24 protein-coding genes are annotated in these 19,812 nt (G+C 66.4%); 11 read left to right on the top strand and 13 right to left on the bottom strand.

Annotation, left to right across the window (positions count from 1 at the left end; all coding sequences use genetic code 11):
* Nucleotides 1-177: 177 nt before the first annotated feature.
* From G579_RS18515 to G579_RS18520, 5 genes are all read left to right on the top strand, one after another.
* Nucleotides 178-729 (top strand): P-loop NTPase family protein, encoded by a 552-nt coding sequence (locus tag G579_RS18515; protein ID WP_211218641.1) that lies wholly within the window; start codon nt 178-180, stop codon nt 727-729.
* 92 nt (nt 730-821) lie between these two features.
* Complete coding sequence (locus G579_RS18945) at nt 822-1,403, top strand: hypothetical protein (protein WP_155989724.1); 582 nt, start codon at nt 822-824, stop codon at nt 1,401-1,403.
* A 63-nt stretch (nt 1,404-1,466) separates the two neighbouring features.
* The gene (locus G579_RS18950) at nt 1,467-2,174 is read left to right on the top strand and encodes a hypothetical protein (RefSeq protein ID WP_155989725.1); all 708 of its coding nucleotides are present in this window, start codon (nt 1,467-1,469) and stop codon (nt 2,172-2,174) included.
* A complete protein-coding gene (locus G579_RS18955; RefSeq protein WP_155989726.1) occupies nt 2,144-2,677 on the top strand; it encodes a hypothetical protein in 534 nt (177 codons plus the stop codon). Before G579_RS18950 ends, G579_RS18955 begins: the two co-directional genes overlap by 31 nt.
* 95 nt (nt 2,678-2,772) lie before the next feature.
* The gene (locus G579_RS18520) at nt 2,773-3,186 is read left to right on the top strand and encodes a GFA family protein (RefSeq protein ID WP_081662557.1); all 414 of its coding nucleotides are present in this window, start codon (nt 2,773-2,775) and stop codon (nt 3,184-3,186) included.
* A gap of 179 nt (nt 3,187-3,365) precedes the next feature.
* Here the strand turns inward: G579_RS18520 and G579_RS0103290 are convergent, their stop codons facing one another.
* From G579_RS0103290 to G579_RS0103310, 5 genes are all read right to left on the bottom strand, one after another.
* Complete coding sequence (locus G579_RS0103290) at nt 3,366-4,178, bottom strand: class I SAM-dependent methyltransferase (RefSeq protein WP_028989039.1); 813 nt, start codon at nt 4,176-4,178, stop codon at nt 3,366-3,368.
* Between the two features lie 45 nt (nt 4,179-4,223).
* Nucleotides 4,224-4,640, bottom strand: coding sequence for an MAPEG family protein (locus tag G579_RS0103295; protein WP_028989040.1), 417 nt, complete (start codon nt 4,638-4,640; stop codon nt 4,224-4,226).
* Between the two features lie 130 nt (nt 4,641-4,770).
* Nucleotides 4,771-5,331, bottom strand: coding sequence for a hypothetical protein (locus G579_RS15605; RefSeq protein ID WP_038017854.1), 561 nt, complete (start codon nt 5,329-5,331; stop codon nt 4,771-4,773).
* Between the two features lie 66 nt (nt 5,332-5,397).
* Nucleotides 5,398-6,321, bottom strand: a complete 924-nt coding sequence (locus G579_RS0103305; protein WP_081662558.1) for a hypothetical protein — start codon at nt 6,319-6,321, stop codon at nt 5,398-5,400.
* 25 nt (nt 6,322-6,346) lie between these two features.
* Nucleotides 6,347-6,919: a LemA family protein gene (locus G579_RS0103310; protein ID WP_028989042.1), complete on the bottom strand. Its 573-nt coding sequence runs from the start codon at nt 6,917-6,919 to the stop codon at nt 6,347-6,349.
* Between the two features lie 125 nt (nt 6,920-7,044).
* Between G579_RS0103310 and G579_RS0103315 the strand changes: the two genes are divergently transcribed.
* The 5 genes from G579_RS0103315 (at nt 7,045) to G579_RS15615 (ending at nt 12,096) form a co-directional block, all read left to right on the top strand.
* Complete coding sequence (locus tag G579_RS0103315) at nt 7,045-7,746, top strand: class II aldolase/adducin family protein (RefSeq protein ID WP_230973777.1); 702 nt, start codon at nt 7,045-7,047, stop codon at nt 7,744-7,746.
* A gap of 145 nt (nt 7,747-7,891) precedes the next feature.
* On the top strand, nt 7,892-10,198 hold the full coding sequence (locus G579_RS15610) for a molybdopterin oxidoreductase family protein (RefSeq protein ID WP_038017857.1): 2,307 nt from the start codon (nt 7,892-7,894) through the stop codon (nt 10,196-10,198).
* Nucleotides 10,199-10,210: 12 nt separating this feature from the next.
* Nucleotides 10,211-10,669: a hypothetical protein gene (locus tag G579_RS0103325; protein ID WP_028989044.1), complete on the top strand. Its 459-nt coding sequence runs from the start codon at nt 10,211-10,213 to the stop codon at nt 10,667-10,669.
* 21 nt (nt 10,670-10,690) lie between these two features.
* Nucleotides 10,691-11,542, top strand: a complete 852-nt coding sequence (locus tag G579_RS0103330) for a formate/nitrite transporter family protein (protein WP_051180787.1) — start codon at nt 10,691-10,693, stop codon at nt 11,540-11,542.
* A complete protein-coding gene (locus G579_RS15615) occupies nt 11,539-12,096 on the top strand; it encodes an HPP family protein (RefSeq protein WP_051180788.1) in 558 nt (185 codons plus the stop codon). Before G579_RS0103330 ends, G579_RS15615 begins: the two co-directional genes overlap by 4 nt.
* Here G579_RS15615 and G579_RS15620 read toward each other — a convergent pair.
* Genes G579_RS15620 through G579_RS0103355 form a run of 4 tightly spaced genes read right to left on the bottom strand, consistent with a single transcriptional unit; the run spans nt 12,093 to nt 14,842 of the window.
* A complete protein-coding gene (locus G579_RS15620; protein WP_051180789.1) occupies nt 12,093-12,509 on the bottom strand; it encodes a VanZ family protein in 417 nt (138 codons plus the stop codon). The genes G579_RS15615 and G579_RS15620 overlap by 4 nt on opposite strands.
* 11 nt (nt 12,510-12,520) lie before the next feature.
* Nucleotides 12,521-13,120 carry a histidine phosphatase family protein gene (locus tag G579_RS0103345; protein WP_028989046.1) on the bottom strand — a complete coding sequence of 200 codons (600 nt, stop codon included), beginning with the start codon at nt 13,118-13,120 and terminating at the stop codon, nt 12,521-12,523.
* A gap of 13 nt (nt 13,121-13,133) precedes the next feature.
* Nucleotides 13,134-14,057 (bottom strand): glycosyl hydrolase, encoded by a 924-nt coding sequence (locus G579_RS0103350; protein ID WP_028989047.1) that lies wholly within the window; start codon nt 14,055-14,057, stop codon nt 13,134-13,136.
* A complete protein-coding gene (locus G579_RS0103355) occupies nt 14,054-14,842 on the bottom strand; it encodes a TIGR04290 family methyltransferase (protein WP_051180790.1) in 789 nt (262 codons plus the stop codon). The genes G579_RS0103350 and G579_RS0103355 overlap by 4 nt, the downstream gene beginning before the upstream one ends.
* 184 nt (nt 14,843-15,026) lie before the next feature.
* On the opposite strand from G579_RS0103355, the gene G579_RS15625 reads away from it, so the two are divergent.
* Nucleotides 15,027-15,812 (top strand): PIG-L deacetylase family protein, encoded by a 786-nt coding sequence (locus G579_RS15625; protein WP_162142965.1) that lies wholly within the window; start codon nt 15,027-15,029, stop codon nt 15,810-15,812.
* Between the two features lie 6 nt (nt 15,813-15,818).
* Here the strand turns inward: G579_RS15625 and G579_RS0103365 are convergent, their stop codons facing one another.
* From G579_RS0103365 to G579_RS0103380, 4 genes are read right to left on the bottom strand one after another with little or no spacing between them, the layout of a single operon-like run.
* Nucleotides 15,819-16,823 (bottom strand): glycosyltransferase, encoded by a 1,005-nt coding sequence (locus G579_RS0103365; protein ID WP_051180792.1) that lies wholly within the window; start codon nt 16,821-16,823, stop codon nt 15,819-15,821.
* Complete coding sequence (locus G579_RS0103370) at nt 16,820-17,791, bottom strand: GNAT family N-acetyltransferase (RefSeq protein ID WP_028989050.1); 972 nt, start codon at nt 17,789-17,791, stop codon at nt 16,820-16,822. The genes G579_RS0103365 and G579_RS0103370 overlap by 4 nt, the downstream gene beginning before the upstream one ends.
* Nucleotides 17,788-18,531 carry a sugar phosphate nucleotidyltransferase gene (locus G579_RS15630; protein ID WP_038017861.1) on the bottom strand — a complete coding sequence of 248 codons (744 nt, stop codon included), beginning with the start codon at nt 18,529-18,531 and terminating at the stop codon, nt 17,788-17,790. The genes G579_RS0103370 and G579_RS15630 overlap by 4 nt, the downstream gene beginning before the upstream one ends.
* Nucleotides 18,532-18,583: 52 nt before the next feature.
* Complete coding sequence (locus tag G579_RS0103380; protein ID WP_028989051.1) at nt 18,584-19,807, bottom strand: GNAT family N-acetyltransferase; 1,224 nt, start codon at nt 19,805-19,807, stop codon at nt 18,584-18,586.
* Nucleotides 19,808-19,812: the final 5 nt, after the last annotated feature.

Below are 19,812 nucleotides of genomic sequence, written 5' to 3' on the forward strand. Positions count from 1 at the left end.
AGACCTGACCCCACTGACCGAAGATTGGTATAGCGCTTTTCGTGTTCGCGTCTGTCGCGTAGAGCGCGAGCATGGTTTCTGAAATTCGCTGCCCAACCCATCATTCCAGTGGACTGCCAAAAGCTTCGCTTTTGCCGCTGCTGAACTCACATGTTGGGCGGCATGGAGAGCAGATCAGTGAGCAAAATGCCTGAGATGAGGCGAGTTGCAGTTTTTGGCAATGCTGGCGGCGGCAAATCAACGCTAGCTCGGCAACTGGCCAGCATTACCCGCTTGCCGCTGCACTCACTCGACACCATCAAATACAAGCCTGGTGGCGGTGAGGTGCCTCACAACGAGTACCTTCGGATTCATTCCGAACTCATACGCGGAGACAGGTGGATCATTGACGGGTTCGGCTGCGTGCCATCCGCCTGGGAACGTTTCTCGGCTGCTGACACGTTGATCTACGTCGACCTACCTCTATTCACGCATTACGTCTGGGTGACAAAGCGTCTTGTAAAGGGTCTTGTCGTCACGCCCGAGGGGTGGCCTGAGAATAGTCCGATATGGCGCGGCACATTGAACAGCTATCGCGTACTTCGGCTCTGTCATGAAAAATTGACACCCAAATACCGGCAGTTGGTTGCAGAGCAGACCACTCACAAGCGAGTGCATCACTTGACATCGCCTAAGGCCATGAAGACTTTTGTTCGGGCTATTACCGATGAATATTCCGGTATCCGGTGAAATGACGCCCAACCCTGCGCTCCAGCCGACCGGCTACAGAGGGCTTTGCCCGCTTCCGCCGTCGGCTGAGCTGGTGCGTTAGGTTTCACAAAGTGGATACCGCTACCGTTGGCCTTGTCGGTGCAGTCCTTGGTGCCGCTGGTGCGCTCTCAACAGTCTTCTTAACGCATCGCTTCACACAGAAGCGAGAAGAACAGAAGTACGAGCGAGAGCGAGAACAAGAAAATGATCGCTGGTTGAGAGATCAAAGGCAGACGTGCTATCACAACGCTGTCAAATATCTAATTCGAGTGCGTGCTATTGGTGCCTACGTCAAGAACACCAAGACAGTCAAACTTCCCGAAGATGCACCGCTTAGTTGGTACGACGACATTTCTGAGGCAAATGCTTGGCTAACGTCGTTGCACTACTACTGCGGTGATGACTACCACGACGACATTGGTGAGGTGTCTACTGAATTCCTGAACCTCTCCAACTGGCTAATAGGCTTCCGCCCGACGGGCACCATTTCCAAGAAACAGTTTTTGCATATTCTTTCGTCGGACGGCAAGCTTGACTACCAAGAGTTTGTGGACCTCATGCTTCAAATAGAAAACGTTATTTCCAATTGTGCCCGCCAGGAGTTCAAGCTTGGCCCAAGACCGGAATTTTCTTCGCTGCAAAATGAGATATAACCTTACAGTCGAGTGGCCTGTGCGAAAAGCTGCACAGGCCACTCGCTTCCACGTTAGAACTTCATGACACAGAATGGCTTCGTAAAAGTAAGCTTTGGCAAGGCAGAGTTATCCGCCTTTAAAAGTGCCGTCTTACGGAACAGGCCTTACCAGGAGCGCGTCAGTATCGCCCTGGCGATTCGTCTGGCCAATGCCTCCGCTGAAAACATTGATGTCTTCTCCGTCTTAGATGAGCTCGACTATCTGGAGGGCATCAAGTCGTCATCCCGAATAAAGAAAGAGGCACAATTTCGGAAGCCACCACTTCAAGGCTTTTGGCACAAGCATTTCTTCTCAGCAAGGCACCTCATCAAGAATGTGAGCGTTCGTTGGAATCTTGAAAGCGGCAACAAGGATCTTTCAGTAATGATTGAGGACGTTGCAAACGAGTATGGAGAAGACCCGGATCTATGGCCAAACGTACTGACACATCGACTCGTAGTTGAAGGATTTGAAGATCGGGCCAGCCGTGGCTTAACTGGCGATTGGATCGTTTACGCAAAGCATGAAGAGCAGAATTTTACCTTGACCTTGCGACTCACAATGAAGGGCTTCAACCTGAGCAGTTGCTTCAAAAGCTACGAAATGGATGCCATACAGAATTCTCGTTCATCTTTGATTGAGAAGATTCTAGCTAGTCGTTCAACGGGACTGCCTTCGGCCAGCCACTTAACTCTAACGTTATGCTCCAGGATGGGGAAATGCCGTACCAAACACGAATTGAAAATATAGATCTCGCGGATGTGCCATTTGCGGATGATCTTTTGGAGGCGTTCGACGAGCGATGTTTTCAAATTGTTGAGACCTTTTTGGGCTCTGTTGATTTGTCTAAAGTTCGAGGCTGTTATCACCCTGACTACGCCGGGATGACTTGGGGCCAACTAAAGCCAGTGCTGGGTTCCGTAGAGGGTGATAGGAACGATCCGAAAGTTGCGTTTCAATCTCTGAAGCGGGCCGTCGACAATGCAAAAGACCTTCATCGAAATCCGGACTGCTACCTAGGCAAAGACGAAAAGGACCATTGGTCATTTTATGAGCTCTCTGGGGAATACTTCATAAGCTCGGGAGTGCATAGAACGGTAATCGGAAGATTCTTCTTCTGGTTGAATGGTCTGCCTCCGCTAGTTCATGGGGTCTCCGTTACACGCCTGAAGGCTGCTACCCCCAAAATGGTTGTAGAAGATGAACGTCAGCTCAGCATTGCAGAGAGGATCAAGCATGCTCTTTTTGGATAAAGCATAACACTGCACTTCAGCCGACATTGGACCGCTCCGCAGCCCTCTGCCGCTGAGCTTGGCGTTGTGCACCCTTTATCAGATAGGAGTCTTTTGTGAATGCAAAGTATTCTGGGCAGTGTCTTTGTGGGGAGATAAGCTATTCAGTTGATATTGAGCCAGTGTTTGCTGGAAATTGTCATTGCAAAGACTGTCAAAGGTCATCAGGCAGTGCATTCATTCCAGCGATGATTTTTCCTGAAAAAGATGTTGTTGTTTCAGGTGAAGTAAAATACTTCGAGTCTCAGGCAGACAGCGGAAATATGCACAAAAGAGGTTTTTGCCCGAATTGTGGCTCTCAATTGTTTGCTCGATTCAGCAATATGCCAGGAATGCTGGGTATAAAGGCTGGAACTTTAAATGACTCATCGAATTATGTTCCAAAGTTAGATTTCCATGTGGGTAGTGCTGCACCTTGGGACTTTATGAACCCAGAGCTACCTAAAAAGCAAGGGACAGCACAAGGCTAAGGAAGCGCGAAACAGGGTCAGGTCTAACATTCCTACACCCTTCGGCTACATTTCCTGCGTGGCTCGACCGTCAAAAAGTTGCGACCCGGCTGGCGATGGTGCAGGAATCTGACAACTGATCCTGTTGACGGACTGAGCCAATCCAGCCCGGCGGCCAAGGAACCTAAACAAAAACACCCCTACCTTACCCCCACCCCCAAGCGGGCAGGCCAGTGGATCTCCACCGGGCCTGCGCCGAATTCGCTTTCGAGCCTCGCCACGAGCTCCTTGGAGAGCGCTTCCCACTCAGCGGGAGGGAGCTTCTGCTTCAGGAGCGCCACCGGGGCGGAGCTGCGTACGTTGGACTCCCAGAAGGCGTGTATGGAGGGGTAGGCGTTGCGGTGCGCGGTGGTGTGGATCTCGACTTCGTGAAAGCCCGCGTCCGTCATTTCCAGCCGGAATTCCTCGACATCGGCCAGCGGCCCTTTCCCTGATGCGAACGGCAGGCCGGGCAGGCAGGCGCGCAGGGTGTCGAAGAGGGCGGCCATGAGCGGGACCTGATCGAGGGGCGCCCAGCTGGATACCACGGCGCGGCGGCCGGGACGCAGCACGCGCGCGAGTTCGCGGAAGCCCGCCGCCCGGTCCGGGAAGAACATCAGGCCGAACATGGAGAAGGCGGCGTCGAAGCTGGCCTCGGCAAAGGGCAGGGACTGGGCGTCGGCCTGGTGGATGTCGACATTGCCGATCCCCGCTTCGGCGGCGCGGCGGCGCAGTTGCGCCACCATGGCTTCGGCGAAGTCCACGGCGACCACGCGCTCCGCCGCCGCGGCCACCTGCAGCGACAGCGTGCCCGGACCGGCGGCCACGTCGAGCACGTGGGCCCGGGCGGGCAGCCGGCCGAGCGCGATGGCATCGCGGGCGTAAAGGGCAAAGATCGGCAGCAGATCGGCCACGTAGCCGGCGGCGATGGTGTTCCAGGGGCCGGGCTGGGCCAGGGGGCTGGGTTGCGGCATGGCGGCTGTCCTGTAAAACGTGTGGCTTGAGGGCGATGCTGCGCGTCAGGCGAGAAAGTGCGCCAGGAAACGGACGGTCCAATAGGCGGCGATGGCGTACTGGATCAGGAAAAAGCCGAAGCGGATCAACACCGCGGCGGCGCTGGTGGACAGCAGGTGGACCGTGGACTGGGCGATGCGGCTGGCCAGCAGCACGAGCGCCAGGGGGTCGGTGATGCCGGTGGTGTCGGTGGCGAGGGCGAGCAGGAGCAGGCCGCCGATGAAGGGAAAGCTCTCGTAGACGTTGGCGTGGGCCCGGCACAGCCGGCCCGAGAACGGCGAGACGTCCGAGCCGTCGGGACGGAAGCTGTTGGCCGGCTTGTTCTGCAGGACCGAGACCGACACGCGCAGCACGGCGATCCCTCCCAGGAGCAGCAAGGTCCAAGCAATGTAGCCAAGCAGCGCGATCGCGGTGGCGTTCATCGATCCTCCTCCGTGTTGTTATTGTCGCCGTGGACGCAGGCCGTGCCGCGTCATCCGAGTATAGCCGGGCCGGACGGACTTGGGCTGATCCTGGCTCGGCGCCGGCGATGGAGGGAGGATGCGGCCAGGCTCAATGGCTGGCCTTGCCGAGCTTGGGACAGGGCCGGTCCGCCAGCCGGGTGTCGCAGACCTGCACGGAGCGGAGATAACGGGTCCACTGCACGACCTGCGCTTTGGACGGCTCGAATTTGAAGGCTTTCTGCACGAGGTAGAAGCTGTCGTTGCCCTGGATGGCCTTGAACCAGGTGTTTTCGGGCTTGCCCGTGCTCCGGTTGAGCGGGCAGTGCTGGATCCAGACGGCGAACGGGTAGCCGTTCTCGCGCCCCTCGGCGACGCTGGCGAAGGTGGCGCCTGGACAGGAGCCGGTCCACAGCGTTTGCATGCGGTCGCGGAAGCCTTGGGGCGTGGCGCTTTTCAGGGACAGGAAGATCTGGGTGGTGAGCATTTCCGACCAGTCGTGCACGGACTCGCCTCGGGGCACCATTTCGGTGAGGAGCATGTTGCCCTTGCGGGCCTGGAAATCGATTTTGTAGCCCGGCGGCAGGTCCTGGATGAGGTTTTCATCCTGCAGTTGCGCCCAGGATGTTTGCGCGGCCAGCAGCAGCGCGGCCATGAGCAGGAAGAGTCGCATGCAGCCTCCAGAAAAGTAAGGATGAAAAGCGTACCGCATCGGTGCGGTCCGCCGCGCGAGGGCGCCTCAAGCAGCCGCCAGCCACATCAAGGCCCCCGTGCCCGCCGCCAGGAACACCAGCAGGTGCACCCAGGCCCAGCGGGTATAGCGGCCGGCGAGCTGGCGGGGCGGGAGGTTGGCGATGAGGTAGGGGCGGCCGTCGGTCGGGGCGCGCAGGGTGTGGATGCCGTCCTGGCGCCGGAATTGGGCGTGCTGGCGCTCGACCTCCGTCCGGGCCGCCGCGCGGGCCGCTTCCCACTCGTCCTGGTCGATGTGGCCGCTGCCGTCGGCGTCGAAGCGCTGAAGCAGGCGCGGCTGGTCGCGCTTCCAGTCTTCCAGCAGCAGGCGCAGGTCGAGCTCGGAATCGAGGGCGGCGGTGCTGCCGCTGATCGAGGTGAAGTGGCCGATGGCGTAGAGCGGGTCGAGGGGGGCCAGGTACCATTCAGTGCAGCGCCGCCCGTCCTCGTACCAGGTGCGCTGGTGGCGGGTGACCACTTCCGCGCCGCTCGGGTCGACGAGGCATTGGCCGCTATCGTCCTGCAGGATGAAGCTCTGGTCGCTGCGGCCTTCGCTCACCAGGCGCCACTTGCCCTGGGCGTCGCGTTCCTCGATGCGGTAGCGGAACCAGGCGTGGCCGACGCCGAGGGCCAGTTCCTGCGCGCGCAGGCCGAGCGGCGGGAAGCCGGACGGCAGCACGCAGCGGCCGGTCAGCTCCACGTAGCCCTGGGGCGCGGAGGCGACGCGGGCGGTGGGGGTGTCGAGGATGGCGCGCCGGCGCCGGATGGCGCCCAGCCAGGCGAGCAGGGCGAGGGCGGCCACGCCCCCCAGGGCCACGCCCCCCAGGGCCGCGGCCCGGACGCGGGGCGCGTCGGTCCAGAGGGCCAGCAGGAGCAGCGCGCCCTGGGCGCCGGTGCGGGCGAGCAGGGCGGCGGGGAGGCGCGGCGCGGGCACCGGAGCTGCCGGGGCGGCGCGCCGCTCAGCCGAAGAGCGCCTTCAGGTCCGGGTCCTTTTTCTCGTCCGCCTGGAAATCCAGCAGCCGGAAGGCGGGGAAGGAGAACCAGCCGGCGATGAGGCTGTCCGGGAACTGCTCGATGCGCACGTTGTTGATGTTGACGCTTTCGTTGTAGAACTCGCGGCGGTCGGCGATGGCGTTTTCCAGCCCGGTGATGCGCTCGCGCAGGTGGCGGAAGTTTTCGTTGGCCTGCAGTTCGGGATAGGCCTCGGCCAGCGCGAAGATCTGTCCGAGCCCTTGGCGCAGCGCTGTTTCCGCCAGGCCCAGGGCGGCAACGTCCTCGGCCTGGCGCGCGCTGGCCACCCGGGCGCGCGCCTGGATCACGCGCTCCAGGGTGTCCTGCTCGAATTTCATGTACTGGCGGCAGACCTCCACCAGCTTGGGCAGCTCGTCGTGGCGCTGCTTGAGCAGGACGTCGATGTTGGACCAGGCCTTGCGCACGTTGTGCTTGATGGCGACCAGGCTGTTGTAGGTGACGATCACGTAGATGGCCAGGGCCACGGCGACGGCGAGCAGGAAGTAGGCGGCGGCGTTCATGGGCTTTCCTTTGTGGTGCTGTCCCGCAAGGGGTTCTTTTTTGTGACGGCGATCGTGCTGAATATTAGTACAGCGCCGCCGTTTTGCCAGCGGCGCGCTTCCGCTTGGCACCGGCGCCGCGTAAGATGAGGCGATGCGAAGCGATCCGTTTCTCCGTCTGCACCGGGCCCCGGGCCATGCCGGGTGAGCAGGAGGGCGTCGTCAAGTTCGAGCTGCGCTTCACGCCGGCGCCGCCCGTGGCGCCGGACTGGGTGCGCGAGCTCAGCGCCTGGCGCCGCATCCTCCATCTCACCGGCCTCGTCGGCCGCGACCCACAGCGCTACGGCGGCGTCGGCTATGGCAACGTCAGCCGCCGTCTGCCCGCGGCGCACGCCGGCGCCCAGCCGCGCTTTCTCATCAGCGGCACGCAGACGGGGCACCTGCCCGTGCTGGATGCCGGCCACTACGCCACCGTGCTGGCGTGCCATCCCGAAGGCAACCGCATCGTCGCCGAGGGGCCGGTCCACCCGTCCTCCGAGGCCATGACCCACGGCGTGCTCTACGCCCTCGATGAAGCCGTGCAGTACGTGATGCACGTGCACTCGCCCGAGATCTGGCGCCACGCCCGCGCCCTCGGCCTGCCCGCTACCCCCGCCGACGTGGCCTACGGCACGCCGGCCATGGCCGAGGCGGTGCGGCGGCTGTTGCGCGACGGCCCTGCGCGCGAGCGGAGCATCTTCGCCATGGCCGGCCACGAGGACGGCATCATCGCCTTCGGCCGCAGCGCCGAGGAGGCGGGGCAAATTCTCCTGCGGCATCTGGCCCGCGCTTTCCGGTTGGAGGGCTGAGCGGGCGGACCAAAGCCTGACGGACCAAAGCCGCAGGTCTCCCCGCTTGCAGGAACTTCTCTGCTGATTTCCCCTCAGAAACGCTTATTTATCGGCGTCGGTCCGGTTTCCGCCTTTCTGCCAAAGCCGGGCGAAGGAGGAGATGATGCAGGAGACCAGGGACAGCATCAGCGACATCTGGGGCGAGCGTACCCCCTATGTCGGGGACTGGCCGGTACGGGTGGACGAACGCACGCTGGCGGCGCCGGAACGCTGGGTGCAATCGGCTTGCGTGCTGTGTTCCAACGGCTGCGCGCTGGACATCGGCGTGCGCGATGGGCGCATCGTCGGGGTGCGCGGCCGGGCGGTGGACATCGTCAACCGCGGGCGCCTCGGCCCCAAGGGACTGCACAGCTGGGAGGCGAACAACAGCCCCGACCGCCTGACCCATCCGCTCATCCGCCGCAACGGCCGGCTCGAGCGCGCCAGCTGGGACGAGGCCATGGACCTGATCGTGCGGCGCTCCCAAGAGATCATCCGCGAGCACAGCAGCGGGGCGATCGGCTTCTACACCAGCGGTCAGCTCTTCATCGAGGAGTATTACACCTTGGCCGTCATCGGCAAGGCGGGCCTGGGCACGCCGCACATGGACGGCAATACCCGCCTGTGCACCGCCACGGCCGCCGCCGCCCTCAAGGAAAGCTTCGGCAGCGACGGCCAGCCGGGCAGCTACGACGATCTCGACACCACCGAGGCCATCCTGCACGTGGGCCACAACATCGCTTCCCAGCAGACGGTGCTGTGGATGCGCATCCTCGACCGCCGCCGCGGTCCCAACCCGCCCAAGCTGGTGGTCATCGACCCGCGCCGTACCTTCACCGCGGCGGAGGCCGACATCCACCTGGCGCCGCGCGTGGGCACCAACGTGCCGGTAATGAACGGCCTGCTGCATCTCATCATCGAAGCCGGGCAGATCGACCGTGCTTTCATCGAGGCCCACACTATCGGCTTCGACAATCTGCGGCAGGTGGTGAGCCAGTGGTCGCCCGAGCGCGTGGAGGCGCTGGCCGGCGTGCCCGCCGCGCAACTGCGCGAGGCGGCGCACATTCTCGGCGGGGCGCGCAGTCTGGTGTCCAGCGTGCTGCAGGGTGTCTATCAGTCCATGCAGGCCACCGCGGCGGCGGTGCAGGTCAACAACCTGCACATCATCCGCGGCCTGATCGGCAAGCCGGGCTGCGGCATCCTGCAGATGAACGGCCAGCCCACCGCCCAGAACACCCGCGAGTGCGGCGCCGACGGCGACATGCCCGGCTTTCGCAACTGGGGCAACCATGAGCACATTGCCCAGTTGGCGCGCCTGTGGAACGTGGATATCGACCGCATTCCCCACTGGAGCCCGCCCACCCACGCCATGCAGATCTTCCGCTACGCGGAGCAGGGTTCTATCAAGCTCCTGTGGATCAGCGCCACCAATCCCGCCGTGTCCATGCCGGACCTGCCGCGCATCCGTCGGATACTGGGCCGCGACGATCTCTTCGTGGTGGTGCAGGACGCTTTCCTCACCGAGACCACCGAGTTTGCCGATGTGGTCCTGCCCGCCGCCATCTGGGGCGAGAAGACCGGCACTTTCACCAACGTGAGCCGGACCGTGCACATCTCTCGCAAGGCGGTGGAGCCGCCCGGCGCGGCGCGTGCGGACCTGGACATCTTCCTGGACTACGCGCAGCGCATGGATTTCCGCGACAAGGACGGCGCGCCGCTGATCCAGTGGCAGGACGCGGAGGGTGCCTTCGAGGCCTGGAAGGCCTGTACCCGCGGCCGGCCCTGCGACTACAGCGGCATGAGCTACGCCAAGCTGAGCGAGGGCTCCGGCATCCAGTGGCCCTGCAACGAGCGCTATCCCGACGGTACGCCCCACCTCTACACCGATGGCGTGTTCAACACCGCCGCCGATTACTGCGAGACCTACGGCCAGGATTTCGACACCGGCGCTTCGGTGCCGCAAGAGGAATACCGCGCCCACGACCCCCAAGGCCGCGCGCTCATCAAGGCTGCCGATTACCGGCCGCCCCATGAGCTGCCGGACGACGACTATCCCCTGTGGCTCACCACCGGGCGCTTGGTCTATCACTTCCATACCCGCACCAAGACCGGGCGCGCGCCCTCCCTCTATGAGGCCGCGCCGGATGCCTACGTGCAGCTCTCGCCGGAGGACGCCGCCCGCTACGGCATCGGCAACGGCGACTGGGTGGAGGTGGAATCGCGCCGCGGCCGGGTGGTGGAGCCGGCCCGCATCGGCGACATCGAGCCGGGCCTGGTCTTCATTCCCTTCCACTACGGCTACTGGGACAAGCCCGAGCGCGCCCGCGCGGCCAACGAGCTGACCCTGACCGAGTGGGACCCGGTGAGCAAGCAGCCCCATTTCAAGTACGCGGCCGTGCGCATCCGCAAGGTGGAAGCGCCCAGGAGATGACAGGAGGCGACGATGCACGTGGGACATTATCTGGAACTGCTGCGCGCGAGCGAGCAGCAATTGGCCGACGCCCTGCTGGCGGTGGCCGGGCAGCACGGTGATGAGCCGGACATCGAACAGACCTGCCGGTTGCTGGCCGCCTGGTCGCAGGATGCCGGCCAGGTGCTGGCGCCGCTGGTGACGCGCTACGCCACCGAGGCGCCCGGTGAGCCGGAGCGCCTGCATCAGGCCCTGTTCCGCGGCGTGCGCCGCGGCAACCTGGCGCTGGTGCGCGATCTGCACGACCTGTATCTGCTGGCCCAAGAGGTGCAGCTGTCCGCCGGCGTATTATCGCAGGCGGCCCGGGCGCTGCGGGATCAGGAGCTGCTGGCCGCCTGCGAGAGCATTGGCGCCCAGAGCAAGCGCCAACTCGACTGGCTGCTGACCCGCATCCGCCAGGCCGCCCCCCAGGCCCTGGTGGTCGCCGCCTGACCGGCCGTGCCCCGCGAGGAGATGCGGCCTAACGGCCAGGCGCACGGCGCCTTCAAGCCCGATCCGGGCCTGGAGGCGGCGGAGCAGGCGGAGATCGAGGAGCGCAGCGCCCCGCGGCCGCTGGTGGTGCATGAGGTGATCCGGCGGGAGGGGGAGAGCGAGCTGGCGCGCTCCTCATCGGCCCTGGCCTGGTCGGGGCTGGCGGCGGGGCTGTCCATGGGTTTCTCCCTGGTGGCGCAAGGTCTGCTGCAGGCCCACCTGCCGGATGCGTTCTGGCGCCCGCTGGTGGTCAAGCTCGGCTACAGCGTCGGCTTTCTGATCGTCATTCTCGGCCGCCAGCAGCTCTTCACCGAGAACACCCTGACGCCGATCCTGGTGTTATTGGCGCGTCCGCGCGGCAGCGTCCTGCTCAACGTGCTGCGGCTGTGGAGTGTGGTGCTGGCCACCAACCTGCTGGGCGCGCTGCTCTTTGCCGTGGCGGTCGGCCACAGCGACGTGTTCGCGCCGCCGGTGCAGCAGGCCTTTCTGGAGATCGGCCGCGAGAGCCTGGCGGGCGACTTCTGGACGGTGCTGCTGCGCGGCATCTTCGCCGGCTGGCTGATCGCGCTCATGGTCTGGCTGCTGCCCGCCGCCGAGACGGCGCGGGTCAGCATCATCACCCTGCTGACCTTCCTGGTCGGCCTGGGCGGTTTGGCCCACATCGTCGCCGGTTCGGTGGAGGCCCTCTACGTGGTCGTCGTCGGCCAGGCGGCCTGGGCGGATTATCTGCGCTTCATGTTGCCCACCCTGCTGGGCAATGTTCTCGGCGGCGTGGCCCTGGTGGCGGCGCTGAACCACGCCCAGGTCGTGTCCGGCGACAAGGCGGCGGAATGAGTACCCAGCAGCGCACTGGAACCGCCAAGCGGCAACACTGGCCCGCCGCCGTGCCCGATGCGGTCTGGGCGCCGCTGGTGGCTGGATTGCTCATGCTGGCGGTGGGCACGGTCGGGCTGCTGGCCCATGAGCCCTGGATCTTCCCGAGCCTGGGCCCCACCGCTTTCCTGCAGGCTGAAACGCCGGAGAGCAGGAGTGCGCGCTTCTACAACACGGTGGTCGGGCATCTGCTCGGCCTGGGCGCCGGCCTGGCGGCGGTTTTCCTCCTGGGCGCGGATCAGGCGCCCGCCGTGCTGTCCAGCCATGATCTGACCAGGCCACGGCTTTGGGCCGCGGTGCTGGCAGTGGCCCTGACCCTGCTGCTGGGCTATCTCTTGCGGGCTTCGCACCCGCCGGCCGCCGCCACCACCCTGCTGGTGGCCCTGGGCAGCCTGAAGCCCGACTGGGAAATGGTGCAGACGGTGATGGTCGGCGTGCTGATCCTGGCGATTCTGGGGGATCTCCTGCGGCGCGTGCGCATCGGGGAGTGGCCCTTGCGGGCAGCCCGCGACTAAGCGCCCCGCGCGGGCAGGCGCCGCTCGATGGCGGGCAGCAGCCCGGCCAGCCAGCTCCGGCCGAGCAGCCAGCCGGTCAGCACGCCGAGGCCGTTGGCCAGCATGTCGGCATAGTCGAAGAGACGATAGCCGGTGAGGCCCTGCAGGAATTCGAGCAGCACGCCCAGGCCGATGAAGGCGCCGCCCAGGAGCCGCTGCGCGCCCGGGTGCGGGTACAGTTGCGTGAAGAGCAGCATCAGCAGCAGATAGGCGCCGAAGTGCTCCAGCTTGTCCACCGGCAGTTCGGTGTCCGGCAGCAGCGGGTCGGCGGTGAGGGAGAAGTAGACGATGGCGGCCAGCAGCAGCCAGCCCAGCGCCTTCCACAGCCTGACGCGCCGCAGCGCCGGATTGCTGGCGAACCAGGCTCTGGACATGCCGGCGAAGCTCAGGACAGTGCCCCGCTGTCGTTGAGGCGCAAAATGACCGCGCCGTGGTCGTGCAGGTCGAGCACGCTGACGGAGGCGGGGCTGATTTCCAGGCGCAGGAAGAAGTCGAGCGGCATGCCGGCGTAGTGGAGCAGGACGGCGCGCAGCGGGTCGGCGTGGCTGACCACGGCCACGTAGTCGTCGGGATGCCTGGCATGCAGCCGTTCCAGGGTCGCCGCCATGCGCGCCTGCACCTCGCCCATCAGCTCGCCGCCGGGGGCGCGGGTGCCGCTGCGGAAGCGGTTGAAGCGCTGCCAGAGCGGGTCGTCGTGCAGCTCGGCGAAGCGGCGGCCGGTCCAGGCGCCGATGTCGATCTCGTTGAGCCCGTCCTCGATGCGCACTTCCTGGCCAAGCCGGCGGGCGAGCGGGGCCGCCGTTGCCCGGGCCCGCTCCAGCGGGCTGCTGTAGAGGGCGGCGATGGGCAGGCCCGCCAAGCGTTCGGCCAGGGCCTCGGCCTGGCGGCGGCCGGCATCGTTGAGGTGCACGCCGGGCAGGCGACCGCTCAGCACGTGGCCCACGTGCTCGGTGAGGCCGTGGCGGATCAGCAGGAAGCGGGTCATGCAGGGGGCCCGGCTAGCCGGACTGAGCCAGGCTGGGGCGCGGCAGCGCCTGGTTTTCCTGCAGCACGTAACGGCGCACCATCTGCACGGCGAACTCGGCGAACTCCTCCGGCACCTGGGGCGGGCTGGTGTGGCACTCGCGCCGGCCGCGCGAGGGCGGCGTGAAGCAGAGGGTGACGGTGACGTCGAAGTCGCTCAGGGCGTCCATCTGCCGGTCGAACCACTCCACGGCGTTGGGCCGGTGCCAGTCGGCCCAGCTCAGGCCGGTGCGCAGCTTCTTCACGCCCAGGCGGCGCAGCCAGTCCACGGCGAAGTCCAGGCGGTGGTCCTCGAAATGGAACCATTGGCACAGGCCGAGCGCCGGATTGAAGTGCTCGATGGCGGGCTTGGGGCTGCCGTCGGCGCGGATCAGGCCCATGTAGAAATGGCGGTAATAGGCGCTGCCCTCGCTTTCCTTGTGGCGCGTGGTGGCTTCCCAGGCGGGCGGCAGGTCCAGCAGACTGTACCAGAAAACCCGCTCCACGTGGCCGAGCAGCAGCTCCGTGGTGCGCTGCAGGCCGAAGACCTGCACCTCGTCCGCGCCGAAGGTGGACACCCCTACCTCCGTCACCCACACGGGCAGTCCGGCCACCGCTTCGATCTCCGCGATCTTCTGCGGCCACTCGTTGATCTGCCAGTGGTTCCAGTCCAGCGGAAAGCCATGCACCGCCACCACGTCCATGTGCTCCAGCAGGCCATAGCCCTTCAGGCGATTGATGAAGCGCTCGTCGATGGGCGAGATGCCGCCCAGCACGCGGGTCAGGGCCGGGCATTCAGCGTGCACCGCCTCCGCCGCCAGTTGCGTCATACGCGCGTATTCCCGCCACTCGGGGTCCATCTGGAAATCCCAGTGCGAGAGGTTGTTGGGTTCGTTCCAGAACTTGATGGCCTCGATCACGCTTCGCCCTCCCACCAGATGCCGCGTTGGTGTTTTTCGATTTCGGCCGGCACGGGGCGGCAGATCCATACCTCGGCTTCCGGGTGCTCCAGCAGCTCGAAGCCGGCGCTGCGCAGCATGGCCTCGGCGGCGGCGCGGTTGGGAATCCACCAGTTGGTGATGTCGCCGGCGTAGCGCTTTTCGATGAAGTACATGCAGGGGAAATCGGGGCTCTGGAACGGCGCCGTGTCCCAGAAGGACAGGTCTTCCGGCACCGGCGTCGCCTGGTCCGAACCGCGCAGCATGCTCTGGAAGACCAAGCGCTCGCGCACCACCGGGGCGATCTTGTCCAGGGCCAGCAGGGGGTGGCGCAGGTGGTAGAGCACGCCCATGAAGAGCACGTAGTCGAACTGCTCGCCGAGCTGGTCCACCTCGTAGACGCTCATCCGGCGGAACTCGATGTCCAGGCCGTGGACCTCGGCCGCGAAGCGCGCCTGGTGCAGGTACATGTCCTCGGTGTCGATGGCGAGCACCCGCTCGGCGCCGCGGCGCTTCATCTCGATGGAGTAGAAGCCGCCGTTGCAGCCGATGTCGAGCACGCTCTTGCCGCTCAGGTCGGCGGGGATCTGCGCGGCGAAGCGCTGCCACTTGACGTTGGGGTAGTCCCCCAGGAAGTGTTCGGGCGCGGTCCAGACGCCGCCGAGGTTGAGGTTGTGAAACCAGGGGCCGAGCTGCTGCAGGCGCTCGCGGATGGCCGCCTGCGACATCCCGAAGCTGCTGCCGATCTCCTCTCGCGAAATGCTCATAGGGCCTGGGTTCCTCCCGTGTTGGTCATGACCCGGATCACGCGTGAACGGACACCATAGCAGGATTGGCGCGGCCGTTTAACGAACCATCGTCCTATTTACCCGCCGCCTGGCCGTCCGGCGGATGGGCGCGGAGGCGAACGGCGGCTATGCTGCAAGCGAGTACGGATACGACGGAGCGCCTATGCCGACTGGAAAACGTGAACTGGTGATCGCCCCTCATCCCGACGACGAGGCCTTGGGCCTCGGCGCCTATCTGCGCGAGCGGCGGCCGGCCGCCGTGGTCTTTCTTACCGATGGCGTGCCGCGCGACAGCCGCTTCTTCGCCAAGACGGTGGCGGAGATGACGCCCGAGGCGTACCGGGCCGTGCGCCGCCAGGAGGCGCAGGCCGCGGCGGCGCACTACGGCCTGGACCCGGCCGCGCTGTTTTTCCTGGACGTGCCGGACATGGAAGCCTTCCGCGAGCTGGCGCAGCTGGAGCGGGCGCTGGGCGCCATCGTCGATGCCGTCCGCCCGGAGGTGATCTGGTCGCCGGCCTACGAGGGCGGCCATCCGGACCATGACGCGGCGGCCTTCCTGGCCGCCCGCCAGGCGGCCCGCAGCGGCGCCGCCCATTGGGAATACGCCCTCTACCACTTCCACCACGGCATGCAGCAGCTCTCCTTCCTCGGCCGCGATCCCGGCATCCCGCGGCCCTTGAGCCTCAGCGAGATGGCCTACAAAAAGGAACTGCTGGCCCTCTACGCCTCGCAAAGCAGCACCCTGGGCATGTTCCGCACCAACGTGGAGCGCTATCGCCGCGCCCCCGCCTACGATTTCAGCCGCCGCCCGGTGGCCGGCCGTACCCTCTACGAGACCTGGGGCTGGCCGATCACCGGCGACATGCTGGCGCGGGCCTTCGCCGATTTCCAGAACGGGATCGCGCCCGCCGCAGCGCTGGGCGGCGCCCGGGTCGTGCCGCTGCACTGATCCCTCTCAGTTGGCCAGCGCCCGATACAGGCTCAGGTAGTCCATCGCCATGCGCTGGCTGGAGAAATGCTGTTGGGCATGGCGGCGGCAGGCGTTGCCGTCGATCTCGCCCAGCCGGGCCAGGGCGTTCGCCATGGCGATGCCGTCTTCCGCCACGAAGCCCGTCTTGCCGTCCACCACCACCTCCGGCAGGGCGCCGCGCCGGAAGCAGATCACCGGCGTGCCGCAGGCCGCCGCCTCCATCGCCACCAGGGAGCTGGTCTCCTCCACCTCCGACGGAATGAGCACGCAGCGCGCCCGGCGCAGCAGTTCGCGCTTGAGCGCCGCCGTGGGGCTGTCGATGAAGGTCACGCCCCGTCCCAGGTGCGGCCGGATGGCGGCGTCGAAGTAGCGGACGTGGCTGTCGAAGCGGTACACCTTGCCGGCGATGACCAGCGGCAGGCCGGCCGCGCGCGTGGCGGCAACGGCGTGATGAAAGCCCTTTTCCGGGCAGACGCGGCCGATGCACAGGGCGAAGTCGGCGCGCCGCCCGCCGGGGCGGAAGCGGTGCAGGTCGATGCCGTTGGGAACGACCGGCCACGCCCAGGCGGCGACGTGGTCGGCATATTGGGCGCGCTGGCTGCGGGAGACCAGATTGTAGTGCCGGCCCGGCCCGAGCGCCGGCGCCTCGCCGAGCAGGCTGCGGGTGAGGTGCAGGGTGCTGAGCACGGGCGGGCCGCCCGGCCAGTGGCGAATGCCGCTGCCCTGGTCGTGGATGAGATCGAAGTGCTCGCGGGCCAGCAGCCTTTTCAGGGCGGTTTCGTGGGCCCGGCAGGAGGTCTCGAAGTCGGCGTTGGCCGGCGCGCTCGGCACCAGCCGGCCGGCCACCCGCGAGCCGGCCCGCGCCAGCACCACCGACTTGTGGCCGAGCGCCGTCAGCTCGCGATCCAGCAGGGCCAGGATCTGCTCCGTGCCGCCGGCGCTGGCGGTGGATACCGGCTCGAAGGGATAGGCGACCTGCAGGATCTTCATGGGCAGGCAACCGCTGTGCGTTCGGCGCGGTCGAGCCCGGCGCGCAGGCGCACCAGCGGCAGGCGGTCGTCGTGCCAGCGCAGCTTGTACCACTGCTCGCCGGTCAGGAAGTTGACCCTTGGCACCGCCTGCGCCGCGGCACGCTCGAGCACGTCCCAGAGCAGTACGGTGCCCGGCGACTCCTTGGCGAAACGCGGCTCGTAGACGGTGAAGTATAGATGCCAGCAGTCCGGCTCGGCGAAGTACAGCACGGCGGCGGCGAAGCGCCCGTCGATGGACAGGATCTCCAGGCGCAGCAGGCCGCCCAGGTGCCGGCGTGCCAGGAGCGCCAGCCAGCGCTCATGGCAGCCGTCGGCGAAGAGGTCCTCCTGGCCTGTCGCCTGCAGATTGGCCCGCTTCAGGCGAAAGGCGGCGGCGAGCAGGGCGCGCGCTTCATCGTAATCGCGCAGGGCCCGCACCCGTCCGCCGCGCCCCAGCAGGCGGCGGTGGCGGTAAGCGCTGCGCGGATGCGCCGCGCGCAGATCCGCCGCGGACCAGCGGCCCGTGTGCAGCAGCGGCATGGCGCTGAAATCTTCCTGCGTCAGGCGCGAGTCGAGGGCGGCCAGGCAGCGGGCCAGCGGGCCATCGGCGCTGGTCGCCGCCACCTCCAGGCTGGCGCAGCCGATCCGGCGCATGCCCTGGGCGATGTCGGCCACCGGCGGCTCGCCCTCCAGCAGCATGTCGAGCCGGTCGAAGGCGCCGCTGCCGAGCACGCGCAGCCGCTCGCCGTCGCGATACAGGGGCAGCAGAGCGCGGCCGCGGCCGTTTTCCGCCTCGATGACGGCCAGCTCGCGGCCGGCCCCGAAGGCGCGCCACCAGGCCAGGGCCAGGTCGTAGCGCTGGAACAGGCTCGGGGCCGCCGCTTCCAGGGCCTGCCAGTGCGCGCGCAGCGCGCCCAAGCCGCTGCGGCCGTTCAGGATGCGGATCATGCCGCGACCACGGGCGAACGGCCGGCCAGACTGGCGATGGCGGCCCGGTAGCCCTCGATGGTGCCGACGTCGTGGTAACTTTCCCCGGCCGGCACGCCCACGGCCCGGCCACCCCGGCGCAGGTATTCGTTGACGAGGGTGCCGATGTATTCGTCGCCGCGGCCCGGCTCCTGCCACAGGGCGTGCAGCGCGCGGAATACCGGCACCGGCATGCGGAAGGCGCCCCAGACCCAGTGGGTGCGCGGGCGTGCGGCCTTGACCTGGATTTCCTCCACGCTGCCGTCCGCGCGGGTCACCACGGCGTCGAACTGATCGGGCCGCTCCACCGGAAAGAGCAGAAAGGACAGTTCATCCGCCGGCAGCAGCGCCAGGCCCTCGGCCGGAAACCAGACCGTGTCCGGCAGGCCGATCAGCACCTCCTCGCCGTCGTGGCCCATGGCCGCCGCGCGGAACAAGGCGTCGCAGAGGCCCAGCGGCTGCTCCTGCACCACATAGCAGAAGCGCCGCGCTTCCGCGTGGCGCGCGTAGTACTGCATGATGTCCGTCTTGCCCGGCGAGATGACGAAGCAGATGCGCTCCGCCCCCGCCAGGATCATGCGCTCCACCAGGTACTCGCTCACCGCCTTGGAGCGCTCGACGCCGTGCTCGTCCAGGCGGCTGCCCACCGGCAGCATCTCCTTGGAAAAGGCCAGGGGCTGGATGCGGGTGCCGGCCCCGGCGGCGGGAATGATGCCAAGCATGCGTGCCTCCTCGCTCGATGACCCTGCGGCGCTGAGTCGATCGCGCCGTGCGTTATCCCTTGCGGGCTTCCTGCGCCATGTGCTCTGCCGGCGCGGCGCGCACCGGGCGATACGCGCCGGCCTGCTCCGTGCGCAGTTCCGTTGCTTCAATGGAAATCAGGGGCAGGACGTCGTCCTGCCAGGCCGCCTTGTGTGCGTCCTCGCCGGCGCCGAAATTGAGCACGGGCAGCTTTTGCTCCACCGCGCGCTCGATCACCTCCCACATCAGCACCGTGCCCGGCGACTGCTTGGCGAAACGCGGCTCGTAGGCGGTGAAGTAGCCGCGCCAGCAGTCCCGCTGGTCGAAGTACACGGTGCAGGCGGCGAATTGATCGTCGATGCTCAGGACGAGCAGATGCACCCAGTCGCCCAGGCGGCGCCGGACCATGCCCAGCAGCCAGTGTTCGTAGCGCCGGTCCGCGTAGAGGGTAGGGCGTCCCAGCCGCCGCTGCTGGGCGCGCTTCAGCTCGAAGGCGTGGCGCAGGATGCGGCTGGCCTCGCCGCGGTCGAGGACGGCTTGGATCCGGCCGCCGCGGCGCAGCAGGCGTCGGTGCTCCTTGGCGGTGCGCGGATGGGCCTTGCGCAAGGCCTCCAGCTGCAGGCGCCGGGCGTGCAGCAGCGGCATGGTCTTGGCGCGGCGCTGGAACACGCGTCCGAAGAGCTGCGGCAGGATTTGCGCCAGCTGGCTGCCCGGCGAGGCGCTGTCGACGATCAGGCGTTGGCAGTTGAGCCGGCGCAGGCCCTGCGCCAGTTCGGCCACCGGGACGTCGCCCTGGACCAGCAGATCCATCTCGTCGAAGACGTTCTCGCCGATCAGGCGGCATTGGGTGCCGCGCGCGCGGATGCCCAGCCGTTCCAGGGCGCGCACGCCGTACATCAGGGCGTGATAGCGCCGGGACGGGCCCAGCCGGTTGAACAGGCGCATGGCGGAAGTGCGCGGCCATTTGCCGCAGGGTTCCACCAGCAGGGGCAGCAGGGCGCGGCCGCGGCCGTTCTCCGCCTCGATGAGCACCAGATTGCGGTGCAGGCCGAAGAAAGCGGCCCATTCCCGCGCAAAGTCGTAGCGCTGGAAGATGTGCGGGGCGTGGGCCTCCAGCGCCTGCCAGTGCACGGCGGCTTGCGCCAGTCCGGCGCGCCCGTGCAGCAGGCGGACCGTGCCGCCGGGGCGCTCGGGCGAGCCGTTGATGAGGTGATAATGCGAAAGGGGTGTTTGCGCGTCCGGGTGTAAGTCGGGCATGACCA

Source organism: Thermithiobacillus tepidarius DSM 3134, from assembly GCF_000423825.1.
Classification (GTDB): domain Bacteria; phylum Pseudomonadota; class Gammaproteobacteria; order Acidithiobacillales; family Thermithiobacillaceae; genus Thermithiobacillus; species Thermithiobacillus tepidarius.

Excerpts from the sequence above, each read along its gene's own strand:
- G579_RS18950 (WP_155989725.1), top strand. The coding sequence starts at position 1,467 with ATGACACAGAATGGCTTCGTAAAAGTAAGCTTTGGCAAGGCAGAGTTA.
- G579_RS18955 (WP_155989726.1), top strand. The coding sequence starts at position 2,144 with ATGCCGTACCAAACACGAATTGAAAATATAGATCTCGCGGATGTGCCA.
- G579_RS0103290 (WP_028989039.1), bottom strand. The coding sequence starts at position 4,178 with ATGCCGCAACCCAGCCCCCTGGCCCAGCCCGGCCCCTGGAACACCATC.
- G579_RS0103295 (WP_028989040.1), bottom strand. The coding sequence starts at position 4,640 with ATGAACGCCACCGCGATCGCGCTGCTTGGCTACATTGCTTGGACCTTG.
- G579_RS15605 (WP_038017854.1), bottom strand. The coding sequence starts at position 5,331 with ATGCGACTCTTCCTGCTCATGGCCGCGCTGCTGCTGGCCGCGCAAACA.
- G579_RS0103310 (WP_028989042.1), bottom strand. The coding sequence starts at position 6,919 with ATGAACGCCGCCGCCTACTTCCTGCTCGCCGTCGCCGTGGCCCTGGCC.
- G579_RS0103315 (WP_230973777.1), top strand. The coding sequence starts at position 7,045 with ATGAGGCGATGCGAAGCGATCCGTTTCTCCGTCTGCACCGGGCCCCGG.
- G579_RS15610 (WP_038017857.1), top strand. The coding sequence starts at position 7,892 with ATGCAGGAGACCAGGGACAGCATCAGCGACATCTGGGGCGAGCGTACC.
- G579_RS0103325 (WP_028989044.1), top strand. The coding sequence starts at position 10,211 with ATGCACGTGGGACATTATCTGGAACTGCTGCGCGCGAGCGAGCAGCAA.
- G579_RS0103330 (WP_051180787.1), top strand. The coding sequence starts at position 10,691 with ATGCGGCCTAACGGCCAGGCGCACGGCGCCTTCAAGCCCGATCCGGGC.
- G579_RS15615 (WP_051180788.1), top strand. The coding sequence starts at position 11,539 with ATGAGTACCCAGCAGCGCACTGGAACCGCCAAGCGGCAACACTGGCCC.
- G579_RS15620 (WP_051180789.1), bottom strand. The coding sequence starts at position 12,509 with ATGTCCAGAGCCTGGTTCGCCAGCAATCCGGCGCTGCGGCGCGTCAGG.
- G579_RS0103345 (WP_028989046.1), bottom strand. The coding sequence starts at position 13,120 with ATGACCCGCTTCCTGCTGATCCGCCACGGCCTCACCGAGCACGTGGGC.
- G579_RS0103355 (WP_051180790.1), bottom strand. The coding sequence starts at position 14,842 with ATGAGCATTTCGCGAGAGGAGATCGGCAGCAGCTTCGGGATGTCGCAG.
- G579_RS15625 (WP_162142965.1), top strand. The coding sequence starts at position 15,027 with ATGCCGACTGGAAAACGTGAACTGGTGATCGCCCCTCATCCCGACGAC.
- G579_RS0103365 (WP_051180792.1), bottom strand. The coding sequence starts at position 16,823 with ATGAAGATCCTGCAGGTCGCCTATCCCTTCGAGCCGGTATCCACCGCC.
- G579_RS0103370 (WP_028989050.1), bottom strand. The coding sequence starts at position 17,791 with ATGATCCGCATCCTGAACGGCCGCAGCGGCTTGGGCGCGCTGCGCGCG.
- G579_RS15630 (WP_038017861.1), bottom strand. The coding sequence starts at position 18,531 with ATGCTTGGCATCATTCCCGCCGCCGGGGCCGGCACCCGCATCCAGCCC.
- G579_RS0103380 (WP_028989051.1), bottom strand. The coding sequence starts at position 19,807 with ATGCCCGACTTACACCCGGACGCGCAAACACCCCTTTCGCATTATCAC.